The following is a 19790-nucleotide window of genomic DNA, read 5'->3' on the forward strand; positions in this document are numbered from 1 at the left end:
CCAGTCAGCCGTTTGAACGACGCGCCGATCCCGAAACACCCATACAGAGGGCATTACCTCATTTTGCGGATTGCCATGACCGTCTTCCAACTGAAACAGCTTGCATCCAGCTCTGTCCGCGCCGCGGCCGACGCGATGGGCTGGCACTACGACCGCGCCGAGCTCATCGCCGACGGCATCATCCACGCGATCGGGGTGCTCGCCGGCATCGTCGCGGCCACCGTGCTGGTGGTGCTGACGGCGATCTATGCCGACGCGACCGACGTCGTCGGCGTCTCGATTTACATCGCCGGCCTGCTCTCGATGCTGGTGCTGTCGGCGACCTATAACCTCTGGCCGGTGTCGCCGGCCAAGTGGCTGCTGCGCCGGTTCGACCATTCCGCGATCTATCTCCTGATCGCCGCGACCTACACGCCGTTCATCCTGGAGGTGAAGGACAGCGGGTTCGCGCTGGTGCTGCTCGCCGGCGTCTGGTGCGTCGCCATCCTCGGCATCGTGCTCAAGCTTTGCTACCCCGGTCGCTTCGACCGCGTCTCGGTCGGCATTTATCTTGCGATGGGCTGGAGCGGCGTGATGCTCTACGATGCCGTGGTCCGAGCGTTGCCGGCGCTGGTGCTGGGCTTCATCCTGGCCGGCGGACTGCTCTACAGCTTTGGCGTGATCTTCCACGCCTGGCGGCGGCTGCGCTTCCAGAATGCGATCTGGCACGGCTTTGTCTTGGCCGGCGCGGCATGCCATTATACCGCGGTGCTCGACCTCGTGTTGAGCTGAACAAGCTCCGCGCCGCGGAATAAGCAGCGCGGTGCAAGGCGGTATAAGACAAGAGGAGACGTCGCATGCAGGTGACCGGCAAGGTGGTGGTCGTCACGGGCGGCGCAAACGGCATCGGCAAGGCGCTGTGCGAGGCGTTTGACAATGCGGGCGCGGCCAAGGTCGTCGTCGCGGATATGGATGCTGCCAATGCCAGGGCGGTCGCCGCCATGGTGAATGGCGCGGCCTTCAAATGCGACGTCGCGCAAGAGAAGGACCTTGCGCATGTCATCGAGGAGACCGAACGGCAGTTCGGTCCCATCGACCTGTTCTGCTCCAATGCCGGCATCGGCGGCGGCTTCGATCCGATGTCGGAAAATGCCGGCGGCGCCTCCGACGAGCCGTGGCAGCGCAGCTGGGCGATCCACGTCATGGCCCATGTCTACGCGGCGCGGCATCTCGTCCCGCGCATGAAGGCGCGCGGCGGCGGCTATTTCCTCAACACCGTCTCGGCCGCGGGTCTGCTGTCGCAGGTCGGCAGCCCGGCCTATTCGACGACCAAGCACGCCGCGGTGGGCTTTGCCGAGAATCTCGCGATCTCACACAAGGCCCACAACATCAAGGTCTCGATCCTCTGCCCGCAGGGCGTCGACACCAACATGCTGCGCTCGATTCCGAAGGGCCCGCAATCCGGCGACGGCGACCTCACGCCCGAGCAGGTCGCGAAAGACGTGCTCGCCGGCCTCGATCAGGAGACGTTCCTGATCCTGCCGCACCCCCAGGTGCTCGGCTACATGCGCAAGAAGACCGAAAACTACGACCGCTGGATCGGCGGCATGGCCAAGATCCAGGCCAGGATGCGGGAAGAGTTCGGGAAGTGACCGCCACAGCTGACGCTGTCATGCCCCGCGAAGGCGGGGCATCCAGTACGCCGCGGCCTATCGATTGAACAGCGACCGTTCCGGAGTACTGGATCGCCCGGTCAAGCCGGGCGATGACACAGAGAGTGCAGCTACGCCGCACTCCGCCCCACCTCCTCCTCCCGGCTCGCCCGCAGCGCCCGCGCATAGAGCATCATCCCCTCGCGCACCGTGCGCTGTTCCGCCTCCGTCAACGCCGCCAGCGCGCCGCGCACCTGCTGCCGGCCGAAGGCGTGCAGCGCCTCCAGCGTGCGCCGGCCCTTCGCGGTCAGCGACAGCCTCTTGCTGCGGGCGTCGAGCTCGTCCGGCGTCTCGCGCAACTCGCCGCAATCGATCAGCTTGCGCACCAGGCGGCTGACGCTGGATTTCTCCAGCCGCAGGAAATCGCCGAGCTCGCCCGAGGTCATCGGGCCGCGGATGCCGATCTCCAGGATGGTGTGGACGGCGGACGGCGGATAGTCCGATGCCGCCACCGTCGCATCCATGAAGCCGAGCTCGCGCACCATCAAGCGCGAGGCGGCGCGGACGTCGTCGATCAGCAAAAGCTCGGCCATCCTTGACTCCTGGCATATAGTTGTATCATACAACTATATGGGCGCAACGGCGCGCGCAAGCGTCTTGGAGTCGATCATGAGCGGAGCTTTGCCGACGGCGATGCGAATGACGGGCAAGATCTGCCTGATCACCGGCGGCGGCAGCGGCATTGGTCGCGCCACCGCGCTGCGGATGGCATCCGAGGGCGCCGAGACGATCCTGATCGCGGGCCGCCGCGAGGCCGAGATCGAGGCGACCGCCGCGTCGTGCCGCGAGCACGGCACGGAGGCGATTGCGCTCCAGACCGACATCACGCGCGAGGACGAGGTCGAACGGCTGGTCCGTACGGCCGTCGAGCGCTGTGGCCGGCTCGACGTCGCCTTCAACAATGCCGGCTTCCAGGAGCGGCGGGCGCCGCTGGAACAGCAGGGCACCGAGATCTACGACAGCGTGTTCGACACCAATGTCCGCGCGCTGTTCCTGTGCCTGCGCCACCAATTGCCTGTCATGCTGGCGCAGGGGCGCGGCAGCATCGTGGTCAACGCCTCCGTCAGCGGCGTGCGCAATCCCAATCCCGGCTTCTCGCTCTATTCGGCCTCGAAGGCCGCCGCAATCTCGCTGACGCGCTCGGCGGCGCTGGAGAACGCCCCGCGCGGCATCCGCATCAACGCGATCGCGCCCGGCCGTGTCGTCACCGACATGATGCTGCGCGCCGGTGTCGGCGACGTCGCGACGGTGAGCGCCGGCCTGCCGCTGCGGCGGATGGGGAGCCCGGAAGAAGTGGCGGAGGCCGTGGTGTGGCTGTCGTCGGATGCGTCATCCTACGTCGTCGGGCATGTGCTGGCCGCGGACGGCGGATTTCTGGCGTCGTAGTGTCGTAGCCCGGATGAGCGAAGCGACATCCGGGACCTTTGGTGCAGCCCCCCGGATATCGCTGCGCTCATCCGGGATACGGCACCTCAATGCTTCTGCCCGTAGAGCACCGGCACCGCGGAATCCACGACGACCTCGACGAGGCTCGTGCCTGCATACGCCATGCCGCGCTTCAGCGCCGCGCCGAGCTCCGCGGCCTTCGTCACCCGTACCGCATGGCAGCCCATGCCTTCGGCCAGCCGGACGAAGTCGATCCCCGGCAGCTCCAGCCCCGGCACGTTGCGCACCTGCATCACCTGGCTGAACGAGCGCATCGCGCCGTAGCCGGCATTGTTGATGACGACGACAGTGAGCGGCAGCTTGCGCTGCGCGGCGGTCCACAGCGCCTGGATCGAATACATCGCCGAACCGTCGCCGATCAGGCACACCGTGCGCTGCTTCGGCTTGCCGAGCGCCATGCCGACGGCGGCGGGTAGCGAATAGCCGAGCCCGCCGCTCGCCATGGTGTAAAAACTGTCCTGGCCCGGCATCGGCAGAAACTTCTGCATCGCCGGGCGGTGCGAGGGCACTTCCTCGACCAGCGAGGCGCCGTCCGGCATCGCCTGCGACAGCGAATGCAGCAGGAACTCGACCGGCAGCGGATCGGCGGCCTGCGGTGCCGGCGGCAGCGTGCGGCCCTTCGGTGTGGCGCGCTTGCTCTCCGGCAGCAGCTCGAGCAGAAGGCTCAGCGCCGGCTTCATGGTTGCGATGATGCTGGTGCCGACCGGCGTCACCGCAGCGGCGTCCGCATCGTCGGTGATCTGGAAGATGCTCGCGCCACCGTCGAAGATCGCGGCATGGCCCTCGACATGGAAGGTGAACACCGGCGCGCCGATCACGACGACGAGGTCATGCGCGCGCAGCGCGTCGGACAGCTGCGCCGGCGAGGCGTGCAGGAAGCCGGCGAATTGCGGATGCCGCTCCGGGAAGGAGCAGCGCGCCGAGAACGGGCTGACCCAGACGCTCGCCTTGGCCTTTTCGGCCACGCGCACCATCAGGTCCACCGCGCCGGCGCGATCGACCCCGGGGCCGACCACGAGGGCAGGGTGCTTTGCGCTGGCGAGCGCGGCGACCAGCGCCTTCATCGCCTCAGGCTCTGGGCCGATCTCGCGGCTGACCTTGCGCGCTTCCACCGGCACGGTGGCATGGGCCCAGTCGTCGATCGGGATCGATACGAAGGTCGGCCCGCACGGCGGCTGCATCGCGGTGTAATAGGCCCGCGCGATCGCGGCCGGCACGTCCTCGGGCCGCGCCGGCTCGACGCTGTACTTGACGTAAGGACGCGGAAATTCGGAGGCTCGCTCGGCATAGAGGAACGCCTGCAAGGGCAGGATCGAGCGCGCCTGCTGGCCCGCGGTGATCACGAGCGGCGTCTGGTTGCGATGCGCGGTGTAGATGTTGCCGAGCGCGTTGCCGACGCCGGCCGCCGAATGCAGATTGACGAAGCCGGCATTGCGTGTTGCCTGCGCGTAGCCGTCGGCCATGCCGACGGCGGAGGCTTCCTGCAGCGCCAGCACGTAGTCGATGTCATCGGGCCAGTCGGACAGGAACGGCAGCTCGGTCGAGCCGGGATTGCCGAACATTTTTGTGATGCCGAACGCGCGCAGCAGGTCGAGCGTCGCCTGCTTGACGGTGACGGACTTGCTGCCGCTCTTGCCGTTCTTGGCCATGGTTTCCGTCCCCTTCTTATTCCTCATCCTGAGGAACGCGTCTTCGCGCGTCTCGAAGGATGAAGGCCCGGCTGGTGGCCTCGCCCTTCGAGACGCGCGCGAAGGGCGCGCTCCTCAGGGTGAGGGTCTAACTTCCTACATCGCTGTTCGCAACGATGCGGACGGAGCTCACCACACCGCCGTGCCCTTCATGGTCGGCTGCCCCTCCGCATTCGCGGTCCACAGCTCCATGCCATCAGCGGTCTCGTTGGCATTGACCGAGAACTCGCTGCCCTCGAACAGCGGCTGGAGCCCGCGATAGCTGAACTTCTTCGGCGCCTTGCCACCGTTCAGCCTGGCCGCCATCTCGATGATCAGCGCGGCCTGCAACGGCCCGTGGAAGATCAGGCCCGGATAACCCTCGACCTTGGTGACGTAGTCGCGGTCGTAATGGATGCGGTGGCCGTTGAAGGTCAGGGCGGAATAGCGGAACAGCAGCACGGGATCGGAGACATGGGTCTCGCGGTGCTGCGCCTTCGGCGGCGGAGGCGGAGCCTTCGCGCTCCCTGGCGCGCTGCTGGTCATCTCGCGATAGACGATGTCCTGCCGCTCGCGGATGGCGGTGCCGCGTGGCGAGGAGATGCTGTGCTCGACCGAGACGAAGCACAGCGTGCCGGTGGAGCCTGATTTCACTTGCACATCGGCGATACGTGAGGTCCGTGTCGATTCATCGCCGACGCGCAGCGGCTGCACGAACTCGATCTCGCCGCCGGCCCACATCCGGCGCGGCAGCGGCACCGGCGGCAGGAAGCCGCCGCGGGTCGGGTGGCCGTCGGGCCCGAGCATCGACATCGGAAACACCGGCTGCGCCAGGCACCAATGCACCGTGAACGGCGCGGCGTCGCCTGTCTTGGGTTCGCCGACCTCCTGGAACAGCGTCGCGCGCAGGCCCATGACGAGCTGCGCGGTGACGATGTCGGTGGCCTCCGTGCTGCGGCCGATCCATTGCCGCAAGTGGTCGATGTCGAGCTTCTCGGTCATGACGCCCTCGCTCTGTTACTTCTTCTGGGGCTTTTCGCCGATCGCGGGCACGGCACCATAGCTGCGCGTCTCGCCGACGACGATCGGCGCCGGCGCGGGATAGCTGACACGGCCGTTCGGCGTGTCGACCTCGATGCGGCGCAGATGCGGATGGTTGGTGAGGTCGGCCATGGTGTTGACCTCGGCAAAGGCGATGTCGGCGTCCGACAGCCGCTTCAACAGCTCGTCGCGCGTCAGCTTGCCGAAGATATCCGCGACCGTCTTGTCGGTGAAGTCGCGGTTGCGCACGCGTTCGACCATGTTGGCAACGCGCGGATCGGCGGGCAAATCGGGTTGATCCAGCACCTTCGCGCACAGCGTCTTCCATTCGCGCTCGCTCTGGATCGAGATCAAAATGTCCTTGCCGTCCTTCGAGGTGAACACGCCATAGGGCGCGATCGAGGGATGGCGCAGGCCCATGCGCTTGGGCGGATTGCCGGCCTCGGAATTGAGCAGCGGCACCGTGCACCAGTCCGCCATCACGTCGAACATGGAGATGCGGATGTCGGCGCCCCTGCCGGTGCGCCCGCGGGCGATCAGCGCTTCCAGGATCGCCGCATGGGCGGTGGCGCCGGTCGCCACGTCCACGATCGACATGCCGACGCGCGAGGCGCCATCAGGGTTGCCGGTGATCGAGGCAAGCCCGCTCTCGGCCTGGATCAGCAGGTCATAGGCCTTGCGGTGGGCGTAGGGGCCTTCATCGCCATAGCCGGTGATGGTGCAGGAGATCAGCTTCGGATAGTCCTTCAAGAGCCGTTCGCGGGAGAAGCCGAGCTTGTCCATCGAGCCCGGCTTGAGGTTCTGGATCAGCACGTCGGCGCTGGCGATCAGCTTCTCCAGCTCGGCGCAGCCTTCTTTCGTTGCAAGGTCGACCACGACCGATTGCTTGCCGCGGTTGAGCCAGACGAAATAGCTGCTCTGGCCTTTGGCCGCCGCGTCATAGCCGCGGGCGAAATCGCCTTCGGGCCGCTCGATCTTGATCACCTCCGCGCCGGCATCCGCCAGGCGCGAGGAGCAGAACGGCGCCGCGACCGCCTGCTCGACCGCGATCACCCTGATCCCGTCAAGTGCTCCCATGGCCGGACCTCAGTACGAGCGCGGCATGCCGAGCACGTGCTCGGCGACGAAGGAGAGCACGAGGTTGGTCGAGATCGGCGCCACCTGGTACAGCCGCGTCTCGCGGAACTTGCGCTCCACGTCGTATTCCTCGGCGAAGCCGAAGCCGCCATGGGTCTGGATGCAGGCGTTCGCCGCTTCCCAGGACGCATCGGCAGCCAGCATCTTGGCCATGTTGGCCTCTGCGCCGCAGTCGAGCCCGGCCTCGTATTTGCGCGTCGCTTCCTTCACCATCAGCTCGGCCGCGCGCATCGAGGCATAGGCCTTGGCGATCGGGAACTGGATGCCCTGATTTTGCCCGATCGGTCGGCCGAACACGGCGCGCTCCTTGGCGTAGTTCGTGGCCTTGGCGATGAACCATTTGGCGTCGCCGACGCATTCGGCGGCGATCAGGATGCGCTCGGCATTCATGCCGGAGAGGATGTAGCGAAAGCCCTTGCCTTCCTCGCCGATCAGGTTCTCCGCCGGCACCTTCATGTCGGTAAAGAACACTTCGGTGGTGGCGTGGTTCATCATGGTGCGGATCGGGCGGATCTCGAGGCCGTTGTTCTTGGCCTCGCGCATATCGACGATGAACACCGACAGGCCGTCGGTGCGTTTCTTGGCCTGCTCCTTCGGCGTGGTGCGCGCCAGCAGCACCATCAGGTCGGAATGCTCGGCGCGGCTGGTCCAGATCTTCTGGCCGTTGACGATGTAGCTGTCGTTGCCTTCCTTGCGCGCGAACGTCTTCAGCGAGGATGTGTCGGTGCCGCTGGTCGGCTCGGTGACGCCGAAGGCCTGCAGCCTCAACTCGCCGCTCGCGATCTTCGGCAGGTACTTTGCCTTCTGCTCGGCGTTGCCGTGCCGCAGCACGGTGCCCATCGTGTACATCTGGGCGTGGCAGCCGCCGCCGTTGCAGCCGGCGCGCTGGATCTCTTCCAGGATCGCCGCCGCGGCCGAAAGCTTCAGGCCGGCGCCGCCATATTCCTCGGGGATCAGCACCGAGAGATAGCCGGCCTCGGTCAGCGCATCGACGAACGCCTTGGGATAGGCCATCTCGCGATCGAGCTTGCGCCAGTATTCGCCGGGAAACTGCGCGCAGAGCTTTGCGACGGCTTCGCGGATGTCGGCGTAATCTTCGGTGTGGTGTTCTTCGCTCATGGCGTTTCCCGTTCCTAGCGGCAGTTAAGATAACGCCGGCCAATCCCCTGGCGTTGTGAAAACAACGCCAGCCCCCTATGCTCATTTGTTATAGCGTATGAAGTAGCCTTCCAGGATTGGCAAGCATGGATTTCCGGCAGCTCAGGACCTTCAGTTGCGTGGCGGAGCTCGGCAGCCTCTCCAAGGCCTCCGACACGCTGCGCGTGGCGCAGCCGGCGCTTTCCAGGCAGATCAAGCTGCTGGAACACGAGCTGCGCACTGAACTCTTCACCCGCAACGGCCGCGGCATGGTGCTGACCGAAGCCGGCCGGCTGCTGCTGGCGCGCACCTCCGGCATCGTGCGGCAGATCGACCAGATCCGCGACGACATCCAGTCGTCCCAAGGGCCGCCGTCCGGCCAGGTCGTGCTCGGCCTCGTTCCGACCGTGAGCTGCGTGCTGTCGGCGCGCTTTGCGCGGCGCTGCGTCGAGAAGTTTCCCGGCATCTCGCTGCGCATCGTCGAGAGCTACAGCGGCCATCTGGTCGAATGGCTGCATCGCGGCGAGATGGATCTCGCCATCCTCTACGGCCGCTCCGCCGATCTGCATCTCAACGTGCAGAGCCTGGGGCGCGACAACATCGTCGCGGTCGGGCCGCGCGGCTGCGGCCTTGTGCGCAAGAAGAGCGTCGACATCGGCTGGCTGCTGCGGCAGCGGCTGGTGCTGCCCTCTCATTCCCACGGCCTCCGCGCGCTGATCGAGCACGCGGCCGCCCAGCGCAAGATCAAGCTCAACGTCCAGCTCGAGGCGGATTCCTTCCGCGTGCTCACCAGCCTGGTCGAGGAGGGGCTCGGCTTCGCGCTGCTGCCGCCCTCGTCGGTCCATGGCGAGGTCGCGGAGGGGCGGCTGGAAACCACATCCGTGTCGAAGCCGATGACGCGCGAGCTCATTTTCGCTTCTCCGATCGACCGACCAGTCTCGACGGCTTCGCTGGCGGTCACAGCCCTCCTGCGCGAGGAAGTCGCCGCCTGCCGCAAGGACGGCGTGTGGGACATCAAGTTGAGCTGACGCGGCTTGTTTTTTCGCCTCTCCCCGCTTGCGGGGAGAGGCCGGAATTTGCGTAGCAAATTCCGGGTGAGGGGGAGTCTCCGCGAGTCCAACTGTCACTGACCTCGCCGAGAGAGCCCCTCACCCCAACCCTCTCCCCGTAAGAACGGGGCGAGGGAGCGCACCGACGTCTCGGCGGTGGTTTAGGACACAAGCTGAGAGCCGGCCCTTCGCATCTGGCGCGAGCTGTCATGCCGAAATTTTATAGCGGGGCCAGCACTTTCGAGATGAGAAGGGTGTGAGACGCGCTTTTTAAGCCCACTCTCAGTGTCATTGCCCGCGAAGGCGGGCAATCCAGTATTCCAGAGCCAGCAGTGCATGAGCCGAGAAGCCGCAGCGTACTGGATGCCCCGCCTTCGCCGGGCATGACAGCGGAGGTTGAAGAGGCGGCTTGCCCTACCCCGGAATCCGCACCGGCAGCGTCTCATACCCCTTGATGAAGCTCGAATAGATCCGCTTGGGCTCGCCGACCACCTCGATGCGGTCGAAGCGCTTCAGCATCTCCTCCCAGACGATCTTGAGCTGCAGCTCGGCGAGCCGCATGCCGACGCAGCGGTGGATGCCGAAGCCGAAGGAGAGGTGGGTGCGCGGGCGCGGGCGGTCGATGATGAACTCGTTCGGCTGGTCGAACATCTCGTCGTCGCGGTTGCCCGAGACGTACCACATCACGACGCGGTCGCCCTTCTTGATGTGCTTGCCGCCGATCTCGGTGTCCTGCAGCGCGGTGCGACGCATATGCGCCAGCGGCGTCTGCCAGCGGATCACTTCCGGCACCATGGAGTCGATCAGCTCCGGATTGGCGCGGAGCTTGTCGTACTGCTCCGGGTTCTCGTTCAGTGCCAGCACCGATCCGGTCATGGTGTTGCGCGTGGTGTCGTTGCCGCCGACGATGAGCAGGATGATGTTGCCCATGAGATTGTCGGGGTCCATGTGGCGCGTGGCGTCGTTATGGGCCATCAGCGACAGCAGATCGTTGCGCGGCTCCGAGTTGACGCGCTCGTTCCACAGCCTGGACATGTAGGCGTAGCATTCGTCCATCTCGCGGCGGCGCTCTTCGGCGGAGGCGACGATGCCGCTCTTGGGCAGCGCGGTCGAAACGTCCGACCAGCGCGTCAGCTTGCGCCGCTCCTCCCAGGGGAAGTCGAACAGGGTCGCGAGCATCTGCGTCGTCAGCTCGATCGAGACGCGCTCGACGAAGTTGAAGGTCTCGTTGCGCGGCAGGTTGTCCAGCACGGTCCGCGAGCGCTGGCGGATCAGCTTCGCGAGCTCGTCCAGATGCGTTGGCGTGAACATCGGCGACACCGTCTTGCGCTGTGCCGAATGCCGGGGCTGGTCCATCGCGATGAAGCTCGGATAGTCGTAGCCTTCCGGCACGTCGCGGATCGAGATGCCGCCGAGCGTCGAATCCGAGGAGAAGATGCCGTGGTTGGTGTCGACATGCATGATGTCGTTGTACTTCACCACCGACCAGTACGGCTCGATCGGCGCGTTGGTGCAGTAGTGCACCGGCTCTTCCTTGCGCAGCCGCTCGAACCAGGGCCACAGCGTGTCGTCCTGGAACAGCCGTGGCGCGCCGGGGTGGAATTGCGACAGCGGCGTCGCATAGGCCTCCTCGCGGGCCTTGCGCATGCGTTCGGCCTTGTCCACCTTAACCGGCGCTTGGATGTTCATCGTCGTGGCTCCAGTGTTTCTCTTCCTTCGCCTCTCCCCGCTTGCGGGGAGAGGCCGGATTGCATCGAAGATGCAATCCGGGTGAGGGGGACTCTCCGCGAATCCGTCTCTCAGCGTGTGTGCGGAGAGAGCCCCTCACCCCGACCCTCTCCCCGTAAGAACGGGGGGAGGGAGATGTCCTAAGCCGCAATCTTCACCGGCAGCTCTTCCAAACCCTTAACAAAGCTCGAATAGACCCGCTTCGGCTCGCCGACCACGTCGATATGGTCGAACCGCCTCAGGATCTCTTCCCAGATAATCTTGAGCTGGAGTTCGGCAAGCCTGAGGCCCACGCAGCGGTGAATGCCGAAGCCGAAGGACAGATGCGTGCGCGGGCGGGCGCGGTCGATGATGAAATCGTAGGGCCTTTCGATCGCCTCCTCGTCGCGGTTGCCCGAGACGTACCACATCACGACCTTGTCACCTTTCTTGATCTGCTTGCCGCGGAACTCGAAGTCGGAGAGCGCGGTGCGGCGCATATGCGCCAGCGGCGTCTGCCAGCGGATCACCTCCGGAACGAAACTGTCGAGCAGCGCGGGATTCTCGCGCAGCTTGCGATATTGCTCCGGATGCTGGCTCAGCGCGAGAAGCGAGCCGGACATGGTGTTGCGGGTGGTATCGTTGCCGCCGACGATCAGAAGGATGAGATTGCCCAGGAAGTTCTTTGCGTCCATGTCGCGCGTCGCGGCGCCATGCGCCATCATCGAGAGCAGGTCGCTCTTCGGCGGCTGCTCGGCGCGTTCCTTCCAGAGGCGCGAGAAGTAGGCCGCGCATTCCCCAAGCTCGGCCAGTCGTTCCTCGTCGGTGGCGACGAGGCCATCAGGCCCGGGAATCGTGGTGGCGATGTCGGACCAGCGCGTCAGCTTGCGGCGGTCCTCCCAGGGGAAGTCGAACAGCACCGCGAGCATTTGCGTCGTCAGCTCGATCGAGACACGGTCGACCCAGTCGAACACCTCGCCGCGGGGCAGATTATCCAGGCACTCGGCCGAGCGCTTGCGGATGTTGAGTGCAAGGTTGTCCAGGTGCGTCGGCGTGAACATCGGCGCCACCGTCTTGCGCTGGGCGGCGTGGCGCGGCGGATCCATCGAGATGAAGCTCTCGCGGCGCAGGTCCGGATCGATGTCACGGATGGTGATGCCGCCGAGCGCGGAGGCCGAGGAGAACACCGCATGGTTGGTCTCGATCTCCATGATGTCGTTGTAGCGCGTTATCGACCAATACGGCCCGAACATCGAGTCCTTGCAATAATGCACGGGGTCTTCCCGGCGAAGGCGATCGAAATAGGGCCAGAACGTATCGGTCCTGAACAGCTCGGGATCACCCGGATCGAATTGCTCCAGCGGCAATGAATTGGCGCGCTCGCGAAGTGCGTCGAGCTTGGCTGCGCTCTCGATGGTCCCATGCATGACCGTTCTCCCTGGCACGAACCGCGCGTTCTCGTTGAATTCTGCGCTGCGGTATTTGATTTGCAATTACAGCCGGTTGTCTGCGCCGGAGCAAGGGAGAGTTTTGCCACATCCAACTTTTGCGAGAGGGGAATGAGTAGCCCGGATGAGCGAAGCGACCTCCGGGACCTTGCTCGCGGCGTCCCCGGGTATCGCTCCGCTCACCCGGGCTACAGGATTGGGCTACGAAGCTGCAGCGTGATCCCCCGCACACCGTTTGTCGTGAAATCATGCAAGAATCGACTGGAATCGAGCTAAATCGAACCCGGCCGTGTTGGGGATCGACCAATCTCGGATCTATAGTTTGATTGCAACAGACCGACATCCCGAGGTTGCCGCCGTGAACGACATGCAATGGACCCCGATCGGCTCCGAGCCCATTCCGCCGCCGCTGCCGCCGACGCGCGTCGAGTTTTCCGGCAACCGCACCGAATTCCGAAAAATGGCCACCAAGGGTGCCATGCTGGAGCTCGTCACCTTCGGCTTCTACCGGTTCTGGCTCGTCACCGACATTCGCCGTCATCTGTGGGCGCACACGGCGATCGACGGCGATGCCGCCGAATATACCGGGCGGGCCAAGGAGCTCCTGGTCGGCTTCCTGTTCGCGCTCGCGATCCTGGTGCCGATCTACCTCGCCTACTTCCTGATCGGCATCGAGTTCGAGCGCTGGCAGGGCTTTGCCTCGACGCCGCTGTTCATCGGCTTCTACGCCTTCGGCCAGTTCGCGATCTTTCGCGCGCGACGCTACCGGCTGACGCGGACGGTCTGGCGCGGCGTGCGGTTCTGGATGGACGGCTCCGGCTGGGCCTATTCGTTCCGCGCCATGGCCTGGGGCCTGCTGGTGTTGCTGACGCTCGGCCTGGCGCTGCCGTGGCGCGCGGCCGCGCTCGAGCGCTACAAGATGCAGCACAGCCATTACGGCGATCTCACCGGCGATTTCGAGGGTGACGGCTGGACCTTCTTCAAGCGTGCCTGGTGGCTGTGGCTGCTCAGCCCGATCGCGCTCTTCGTCTTCCCGCTCGCGCCGTTCTTCTATGCCGAATTCAAGGCGCGCGAATGGCGCTGGTGGCTCGACGGCATCCGCATCGGCGGCGTCAGCCTGTCCTCGAACCTGCCTCATGATGCATTCTACGGACTGTACTGGAAGGTGGTCGGCTGGTGGATGCTGCTCACGGTCGCCTTCGCTGTCTACATGGGCGGCGGCTCCTTGCTGCTGGTTCAGCTGAGCGGCGTTTCCGCCGAGGAGATCTTCGCCGGCGACAACGCCACCAAGAGCATCCCGATGGTGGTGATGATGGTGATCGGCTATTTCGCCCTGGCGCTCGCGATCAACATCGTGATGCGGGTCTATCTCCAGCGCGATCTCTGGGCCAAGGTACTGGAGACCGTCGAGGTGCACGACATCGCGGCCGCGGCGGATGTGCGTGGCAGCGGCCAGCTTGCCAGCGCGCTCGGCGAAGGTTTTGCCGACGGGCTCGATGTCGCGGGATTCTAAGCTGTGAGTGAAACATTTGCCGAGGCGCCGGCGCCGTCAGCGAAGCCGACCATCTTCTTCGACGGAACGTCGAGCCGCAGGCGGCAGGTGACATTGGCGCTCGGTGATGCGCTCGAGATCGCCGAGGAGGGCGGGGCGCCGGTTCGCTGGGCTTACGGCGACATCCGCCGCGCCGACAGTCCGCCCGGCATCCTGCGCCTTTCGTGCACCGCCGCGCCGCCATTGGCGCGGCTGGAAATCCGCGACGCGGCGCTTGCCGCAGACGTGACAGTCCGTTGCATGCGGCTCGACGAGCACAGGACGTCGCGCCGGGGTATTGCAAAAATCGTCGGCTGGTCGGTGGCGGCCGCCGTCTCCATCGTCTGCGTCGTTCTGTTCGGCGTGCCGCTCGCCGCCGACCGTCTGGCGCCGCTGGTGCCGAAACCCGTCGAACGGCGCATCGGCGACGCTGCCGAAGTGCAGGTGAAGACCATCTTCGGCCGCAGCGTCTGTGAAGACCCCGCAGGCAAGGCCGCCTTCACCAAGCTCGTCAACCGCCTGCGCGATGCCGCGGGCCTCGACGACGATTCCATGACCGCGGGCGTGCTGCCGACCTCGGTGCCGAACGCGTTCGCGCTGCCGGGCGGCAAGGTCTACCTGCTCAAGGGGCTGCTCGACAAGGCCGAAAGCCCCGACGAGCTCGCCGGCATCCTCGCGCACGAGCTCGGTCATCTCAAGCATTACGACAACATGCGCGGGCTGATCTACAACGGCGGCACCTCGTTCCTGATCGGCCTCTTGTTCGGCGACGTCACCGGCTCATCCGCGGTGATCTTCGCCTCGCGCAGCCTGGTCGAAGCCTCCTATTCGCGCGAGGCGGAGACCGCCGCCGATACGTTCGCGATCGAGATCATGCACAAGCTCGGCCGCTCGCCGAAGCCCGCGGCTGAGCTGATGTTCCGCATCACCGGCAAGGAAGGCGGCTCGACGCTCACGACCATCCTCGCCAGCCACCCGCTGACCGAGGACCGCCTCGCCCGCATGACCAGGGAAGATCGCCCGGCCTCGGGCCCGCCGCTGCTGACGGACAAGGAATGGCAGTCGCTGAAGCTGATTTGCGGCAGCGGGAAGGTCTAGGCTCCTGCCTATCGCGTTCCGTAGGCGCGATCGCCGGCATCGCCAAGGCCGGGCAGGATGAAGCCGTTGTCGTCGAGGCCCTCGTCCACCGCCGCCGTCCAGATCGGCACGTCGGGATGCAGCCCGCGCAGCCGCTCCAATCCTACCGGCGCTGCGATCAGGCAGGCGAGGCGGATGTCCCTGGCGCCGCGCTCCTTCAGCCGGTCGATGGCGGCGACGGCCGTGTTGGCGGTCGCGACCACCGGCGTCACCACGATGGCGAGGCGCTCGCTGAGATCGGACGGCGATTTGAAGAAATACTCGACCGCGGCAAAGCTGTGCGGCTCGCGGTAGAGTCCGATATGGGCGACGCGCGCGGTCGGCACCAGGTCCATCATGCCGTCGACGAAGGTCGTGCCGGCCCGCAGCATCGGCACGAACACCAGCTTCTTGCCGGCGATCTTGGCCGAATGCATCGTCGCCAGCGGCGTCTCGATCACGGTGTCGGCGAGCGGCAGATCGCGCGTCACCTCGTAGCAGAGCAGCATGCCGATCTCCTTGATCAGCTCCCTGAACGATTTGGTCGAGATGGACTTGTCCCGCACCAGGGTCAGCTTGTGCTGCACCAGCGGATGATCGACGATCGTGACGCCTTCCATGACGGATTCTCTCTTCTTCCCTTCTCCCCTTGTGGGAGAAGGTGGCGCGAAGCGCCGGATGAGGGGTCTGCTTCCACGAACTCAAGCGAGAGATATGCCCGCGGAGACAACCCCTCACCCGGCTTCGCTTTCGCGAAGCCACCCACTCCCACAAGGGGAGAGGGTTAGAAAACCGTGCCGTCGCTGATCACCTTGAGCGGCGGCGAGCCGTCGGGGCGACGAGCGAAGGCGATGGCGCGGCCGGCGGCCCAGGTGCCGCCCTCCAAGATGCTGGCGAGCGGCAAGGTCTCCGGCGTGCGGCCGAGTTTTGCGCGAACCAGTTCCGCGAGCCGGTCCAGCAGTGCGACCGTCAGCGCGCGCCATTCCACGACGAGCAGCGAATCCACCGCGTGCGCGCGCTCGGCATCGGCGCCATCGCGCAGGCGCAGCACCTCGTGATCGACGAACAGGCCGCCATTGCGATATTCGGCCAGTCCGGTCAGGCCGTCGATGTCGGTCACGGTGAATCCGGCGCGTTGCAGCGGCTCGATCAGCGAATAGCTCAGCCACTGCGACAGCTTGTGCAGCGGCACGAGGCCTGCCGTCGCGTCGTCCGCCTTGAGCGCGGGATGGCGCCAGCAATCGCCGAGCGGGACGCCCGCCAGCTCGAGCCGTGAGGGCCAGATCGGTCCGAGCTGGTTCAGCACCGCGGCGAGGATCGCCGGCGCGGCAACGGCGCCGCCCTTTGCCTGCGCCGCGATGTGATCGAACAGGCCGCCCGGCCGTGGCGCGTCACGCAGGCCGAACACGTCTGCGCGCTCCGCCACCAATGTGCCGAGACGCCGCAGCAGATCGACGCGTCCCTCGAGGCCCAGCAGCGGGTTGGCATCGCTCACCTGAAAGGCGGATGTGAGGGAGCCGAGCGGCAGTTTTGCCAGCACGTCCGCATCAGCCCTGAACGGCACGCGGGCGTCGCCCGAGAAGAGGCCGCCCGCGAACATGTCGAGGCTCGCAATCGCGAGTCCCTCGGAGCGGCCGATGCTCTCGCCGTTCGTCGCATCGCGATATCGCCAAGTCGCGCCCGCGCCGGCGTCGAGCAGCACGCTTACGATGGCAAGGTCGAACTCGGCACGCGCCCGTGCCTCGCGATCGGGCCAGGGCGCCGCGTCCGCCAGCCGCGCCCAGCGGTCGACGCCGCCGATCACAAAATGCCGCCAGCGCGCATGGAACGGAATCTCCAGCGTCGGATAGGCCTGTCGCGTCACCGCGAGCACGGCTTCCGCGACATTGTCCATGCGGTCGAGATCGATCGTGAAGTGGCGCAAGCCGCCGGCAAGGCCCAGCCCGAGCATCTGTCCGGCACGCGCGCGCACCGCTCCTGCGCTGAGCAGGGAGCGGGCCTGTCGTTCCAAAGCGTCCGCCATCGTGCGATCAGTATTTTTCCAGCGAACGTCCGACCACGCCATCGACGTCCTTCTCCGGCGCGATGTCGGTCGAATAATAGCCGGCGGCCTTCTTCGCGGCGATCTCGACATAGGCGTCGGCCGGGATCAGCTCCGGCGGGATCGGCACGCGCTCGACGATGTCGATCCCTTGCGAGGTCAGCGCGTCGTATTTCATGTCGCTCATCGACAGGAAGCGGTCGATGCGCTTCAGGCCGAGCCAGTGGATCGTATCCGGCATCAATTGCTGGAAGCGCGCGTCCTGGACGCCGGCGACGCATTCGGTGCGTTCGAAATAAGCGGCGGCGGCGTCGCCGTCCTCCTGGCGCTTGCGCGCGTTGTAGACCAGGAATTTGGTGACCTCGCCGAGCGCGCGGCCTTCCTTGCGATTGTAGACGACGAGCCCGAGCCCGCCCTCCTGCGCGCCGCGCGCGGATTCCTCGATGCCGTGGATCAGATAGGGCCGACAGGTGCAGATGTCGGAGCCGAACACGTCGGAGCCGTTGCACTCGTCATGCACGCGGCAGGTGATCCTAGTGCGATGATCCGGCAGTTTCGTCACGTCGCCGAACATGTAGACGGTGGTGCCGCCGATCGGCGGCAGGAACACTTTCATGTCGGGGCGCGTCACCAGCTCGGGGAACATGCCGGCGGTCTGCTCGAACAGCGTGCGGCGCAGCTCGGTCTCGCTGGTGCCGAAGCGCGTCGCAAGGCCGGGCAGGTACCAGACCGGATCGATCGCGATCTTCACCACGGAGACGCTGCCATTGGCGTGCACGACCTCGCCGTCGGCGCGCAGCCGTTTTGCGGCGAGCGCCTCGCGGATCTCCGGCAGGTCCAGCCGCGCCCGCGTCACCGCGATGCTGGGGCGGATATCGGCGCCCTCGGCGATCTCCTGGCGGAAGTTCTCGGCAACGAGATGGCCCCAGGGATCGAGCGCGACGATCTTGGTGGGATCGCTCCATTGCGGGAACGGGCCGATCGTCGCGGCCGGAAACGTGTTGGTGAGGTCGGGTCGCCGGATCGGATCGAGCGCGCCGGCGGACACTGCGAGCGCACGGTACATCGCGTAGGAGCCGCCATGGCTGCCGATCACGTTGCGATCGCCGGCGCGCGACACCGTGCCGATGACCGGCCCACGGGCGCGCGCCTCGGTGGCGCCCCAGTGGATCGGAAAGGCGGAGGTCCGGCCCGGCTCCGGATGGGAGGTCAGGCGGATGTGGTCGGTACGGTTCGCGCGGCTCATGTCCAGGCTCCCAAAAAGCCAACGGCCCGCCGCTCGGACGGGCCTGGCTCGCTTGCGGCACGGCTCTCGGAACAGCCGGCGACGCAAGCTCAATCCAACATATTGTAACCCCGGCGAGCGACAGACAAGTTAATCGTGCGCGGCCGCCGAGACCCGTTCAGCGCCCGTCCGGATCGGCGAATGGCGCCAGAATGCTCCCTATATCTATGTAATTGCTATAATTTTTGAAGGGGCGGGCGGCGCCCCGGCGGCCCGAACTGGCGACTGGATAAAGCCTGCATATTCGGACATATCGACCGGATCGGCTCTATTCTGGAGACCCCCATGCCTGCCAGCTACATCGACCCCCGCAACGGACAGCTCTACCCGCTCGACCAGCCGCGCTGGTGCTCGGACGCGCGCACGCCGCTGCTGGTGACGCCGGGAGCCGGCATCTCGCGTGATGATATCGATGGCCGCACCCGCTCGCTCTGGCGCTACCGGGCCGCACTGCCGGTCGAGATCAAGAATCCGATCACGCTCGGCGAAGGCTGCACACCGCTGGTTCAGCAGAATTGGGGCGAGCTGCGCCCGTTGTTCAAGCTGGAATGGTTCAACCCGACCGGCAGCTTCAAGGACCGCGGCTCTTCCGTGATGCTGTCCTTCCTCCGCCAGATCGGCGTCTCGGCCATTCTCGAAGATTCCTCCGGCAATGGCGGCTCGTCGATGGCAGGACTGGGCGCCGCCGGCGGCATGCGCGTGAAGATTCTTGCGCCGGCCTCGACCTCGCCGGCCAAGATCGCGCAGGTGCGCGCCTATGGCGCGGCGGTGCAGCTTGTCGAGGGACCGCGCGAGGAATCCGAGGCGGAGGCCATTCGCCAGTCGAGCCAGACGTTCTATGCCAGCCACAATTGGCAGCCGTTCTTTCTGGAAGGCACCAAGTCGCTCGCCTACGAGATCTGGGAGGACCTCGGCTTCCGTGCGCCCGACAACGTCATCGTTCCCGTCGGCGCCGGCAGCAGCCTGCTCGGCTGCGCCTTCGGCTTTCGCGAGCTGAAGAAAGCCGGACAGATATCGAAACTGCCGCGCCTGTTCGCGGCGCAGCCGCTCAATTGCTCGCCGATCGATGCGAGTTTCAAGGCCGGCGTCGATACGCCCGTCGCTCGCGAAGTGAGCAAGACAATCGCCGAAGGCACCGCGATCAAGCATCCGCTGCGCCTGCGCGAGATCATCGGCGCCCTGCGCGAGAGCGGCGGCGATCTCCGCCTCGGTGAGCGCAATGGAGCCGCCGCGCTGCGCCGCCTTGCGCGCCAGGGCCTGTTCACAGAGCCGACCAGCGCCAGCGCGGCCGCCGCACTGGACAAGCTCGCAGCCGACGGCGCCATCAAGGCGACCGAGACCACGGTCGCGGTCCTCACCGGCACCGGCCTGAAGGCGGCAACGACCGTGGCCGATCTGGTGCAGTAATTCGCCGGGCGAGTGTCCCGGACGCGCTGCAATGCCTTTGGCTTGCAGCGCCGAGCCGGGACCTAGAAGGCGGCACGGAGATTGGGC

At 66.1% G+C, this 19790-nt stretch carries 17 protein-coding genes; 7 read left to right on the plus strand and 10 right to left on the minus strand.

Features of this window, described 5'->3' with window-relative positions; all coding sequences use genetic code 11:
- The first annotated feature begins 75 nt into the window (after positions 1-75).
- Together trhA and E4K64_RS19780 are read left to right on the plus strand one after the other, a co-directional pair.
- A complete protein-coding gene (gene trhA / locus E4K64_RS19775) occupies positions 76-771 on the plus strand; it encodes a PAQR family membrane homeostasis protein TrhA (RefSeq protein WP_135165009.1) in 696 nt (231 codons plus the stop codon).
- A gap of 65 nt (positions 772-836) precedes the next feature.
- A complete protein-coding gene (locus E4K64_RS19780; protein ID WP_135165010.1) occupies positions 837-1631 on the plus strand; it encodes an SDR family oxidoreductase in 795 nt (264 codons plus the stop codon).
- Positions 1632-1762: 131 nt separating this feature from the next.
- On the opposite strand, the gene E4K64_RS19790 is transcribed toward E4K64_RS19780, so the two are convergent.
- A complete protein-coding gene (locus tag E4K64_RS19790) occupies positions 1763-2224 on the minus strand; it encodes a MarR family winged helix-turn-helix transcriptional regulator (protein WP_135165011.1) in 462 nt (153 codons plus the stop codon).
- A gap of 76 nt (positions 2225-2300) precedes the next feature.
- Between E4K64_RS19790 and E4K64_RS19795 the strand changes: the two genes are divergently transcribed.
- The gene (locus tag E4K64_RS19795) at positions 2301-3077 is read left to right on the plus strand and encodes an SDR family NAD(P)-dependent oxidoreductase (protein ID WP_135165012.1); all 777 of its coding nucleotides are present in this window, start codon (positions 2301-2303) and stop codon (positions 3075-3077) included.
- An 86-nt stretch (positions 3078-3163) separates the two neighbouring features.
- Here E4K64_RS19795 and mdlC read toward each other — a convergent pair whose 3' ends face one another.
- From mdlC to E4K64_RS19815, 4 genes are all read right to left on the minus strand, one after another.
- The gene (mdlC, locus tag E4K64_RS19800) at positions 3164-4786 is read right to left on the minus strand and encodes a benzoylformate decarboxylase (protein ID WP_135165013.1); all 1623 of its coding nucleotides are present in this window, start codon (positions 4784-4786) and stop codon (positions 3164-3166) included.
- A gap of 168 nt (positions 4787-4954) precedes the next feature.
- Positions 4955-5806 carry an HTD2 family dehydratase gene (locus tag E4K64_RS19805; RefSeq protein WP_135165014.1) on the minus strand — a complete coding sequence of 284 codons (852 nt, stop codon included), beginning with the start codon at positions 5804-5806 and terminating at the stop codon, positions 4955-4957.
- Positions 5807-5821: 15 nt separating this feature from the next.
- Complete coding sequence (locus E4K64_RS19810; protein ID WP_135165015.1) at positions 5822-6922, minus strand: CaiB/BaiF CoA transferase family protein; 1101 nt, start codon at positions 6920-6922, stop codon at positions 5822-5824.
- A gap of 9 nt (positions 6923-6931) precedes the next feature.
- The gene (locus E4K64_RS19815; RefSeq protein WP_135165016.1) at positions 6932-8101 is read right to left on the minus strand and encodes an acyl-CoA dehydrogenase family protein; all 1170 of its coding nucleotides are present in this window, start codon (positions 8099-8101) and stop codon (positions 6932-6934) included.
- 125 nt (positions 8102-8226) lie between these two features.
- Between E4K64_RS19815 and E4K64_RS19820 the strand changes: the two genes are divergently transcribed.
- Positions 8227-9147, plus strand: coding sequence for a LysR substrate-binding domain-containing protein (locus tag E4K64_RS19820; protein ID WP_135165017.1), 921 nt, complete (start codon positions 8227-8229; stop codon positions 9145-9147).
- Between the two features lie 435 nt (positions 9148-9582).
- Here the strand turns inward: E4K64_RS19820 and E4K64_RS19825 are convergent, their stop codons facing one another.
- Positions 9583-10857, minus strand: a complete 1275-nt coding sequence (locus E4K64_RS19825) for a cytochrome P450 (RefSeq protein WP_167772131.1) — start codon at positions 10855-10857, stop codon at positions 9583-9585.
- Between the two features lie 179 nt (positions 10858-11036).
- Complete coding sequence (locus tag E4K64_RS19830) at positions 11037-12302, minus strand: cytochrome P450 (RefSeq protein ID WP_135165019.1); 1266 nt, start codon at positions 12300-12302, stop codon at positions 11037-11039.
- A 388-nt stretch (positions 12303-12690) separates the two neighbouring features.
- Between E4K64_RS19830 and E4K64_RS19835 the strand changes: the two genes are divergently transcribed.
- Positions 12691-13836 (plus strand): DUF898 family protein, encoded by a 1146-nt coding sequence (locus tag E4K64_RS19835; RefSeq protein WP_209311975.1) that lies wholly within the window; start codon positions 12691-12693, stop codon positions 13834-13836.
- 3 nt (positions 13837-13839) lie between these two features.
- Positions 13840-14952, plus strand: coding sequence for a M48 family metallopeptidase (locus tag E4K64_RS19840; protein ID WP_135165021.1), 1113 nt, complete (start codon positions 13840-13842; stop codon positions 14950-14952).
- 8 nt (positions 14953-14960) lie between these two features.
- Here E4K64_RS19840 and upp read toward each other — a convergent pair whose 3' ends face one another.
- From upp to E4K64_RS19855, 3 genes are all read right to left on the minus strand, one after another.
- Entirely contained in the window at positions 14961-15590 is a 630-nt protein-coding gene (upp, locus tag E4K64_RS19845; RefSeq protein ID WP_135165022.1) for a uracil phosphoribosyltransferase, read from the minus strand.
- A 164-nt stretch (positions 15591-15754) separates the two neighbouring features.
- Complete coding sequence (locus tag E4K64_RS19850; protein WP_135165023.1) at positions 15755-16993, minus strand: URC4/urg3 family protein; 1239 nt, start codon at positions 16991-16993, stop codon at positions 15755-15757.
- 7 nt (positions 16994-17000) lie between these two features.
- On the minus strand, positions 17001-18257 hold the full coding sequence (locus E4K64_RS19855) for a GTP cyclohydrolase II (protein WP_126259227.1): 1257 nt from the start codon (positions 18255-18257) through the stop codon (positions 17001-17003).
- 324 nt (positions 18258-18581) lie between these two features.
- Between E4K64_RS19855 and E4K64_RS19860 the strand changes: the two genes are divergently transcribed.
- On the plus strand, positions 18582-19703 hold the full coding sequence (locus E4K64_RS19860; RefSeq protein WP_135165024.1) for a threonine synthase: 1122 nt from the start codon (positions 18582-18584) through the stop codon (positions 19701-19703).
- Positions 19704-19790 lie beyond the last annotated feature (87 nt).

Source organism: Bradyrhizobium frederickii (assembly GCF_004570865.1).
Classification (GTDB): Bacteria; Pseudomonadota; Alphaproteobacteria; order Rhizobiales; family Xanthobacteraceae; genus Bradyrhizobium; species Bradyrhizobium frederickii.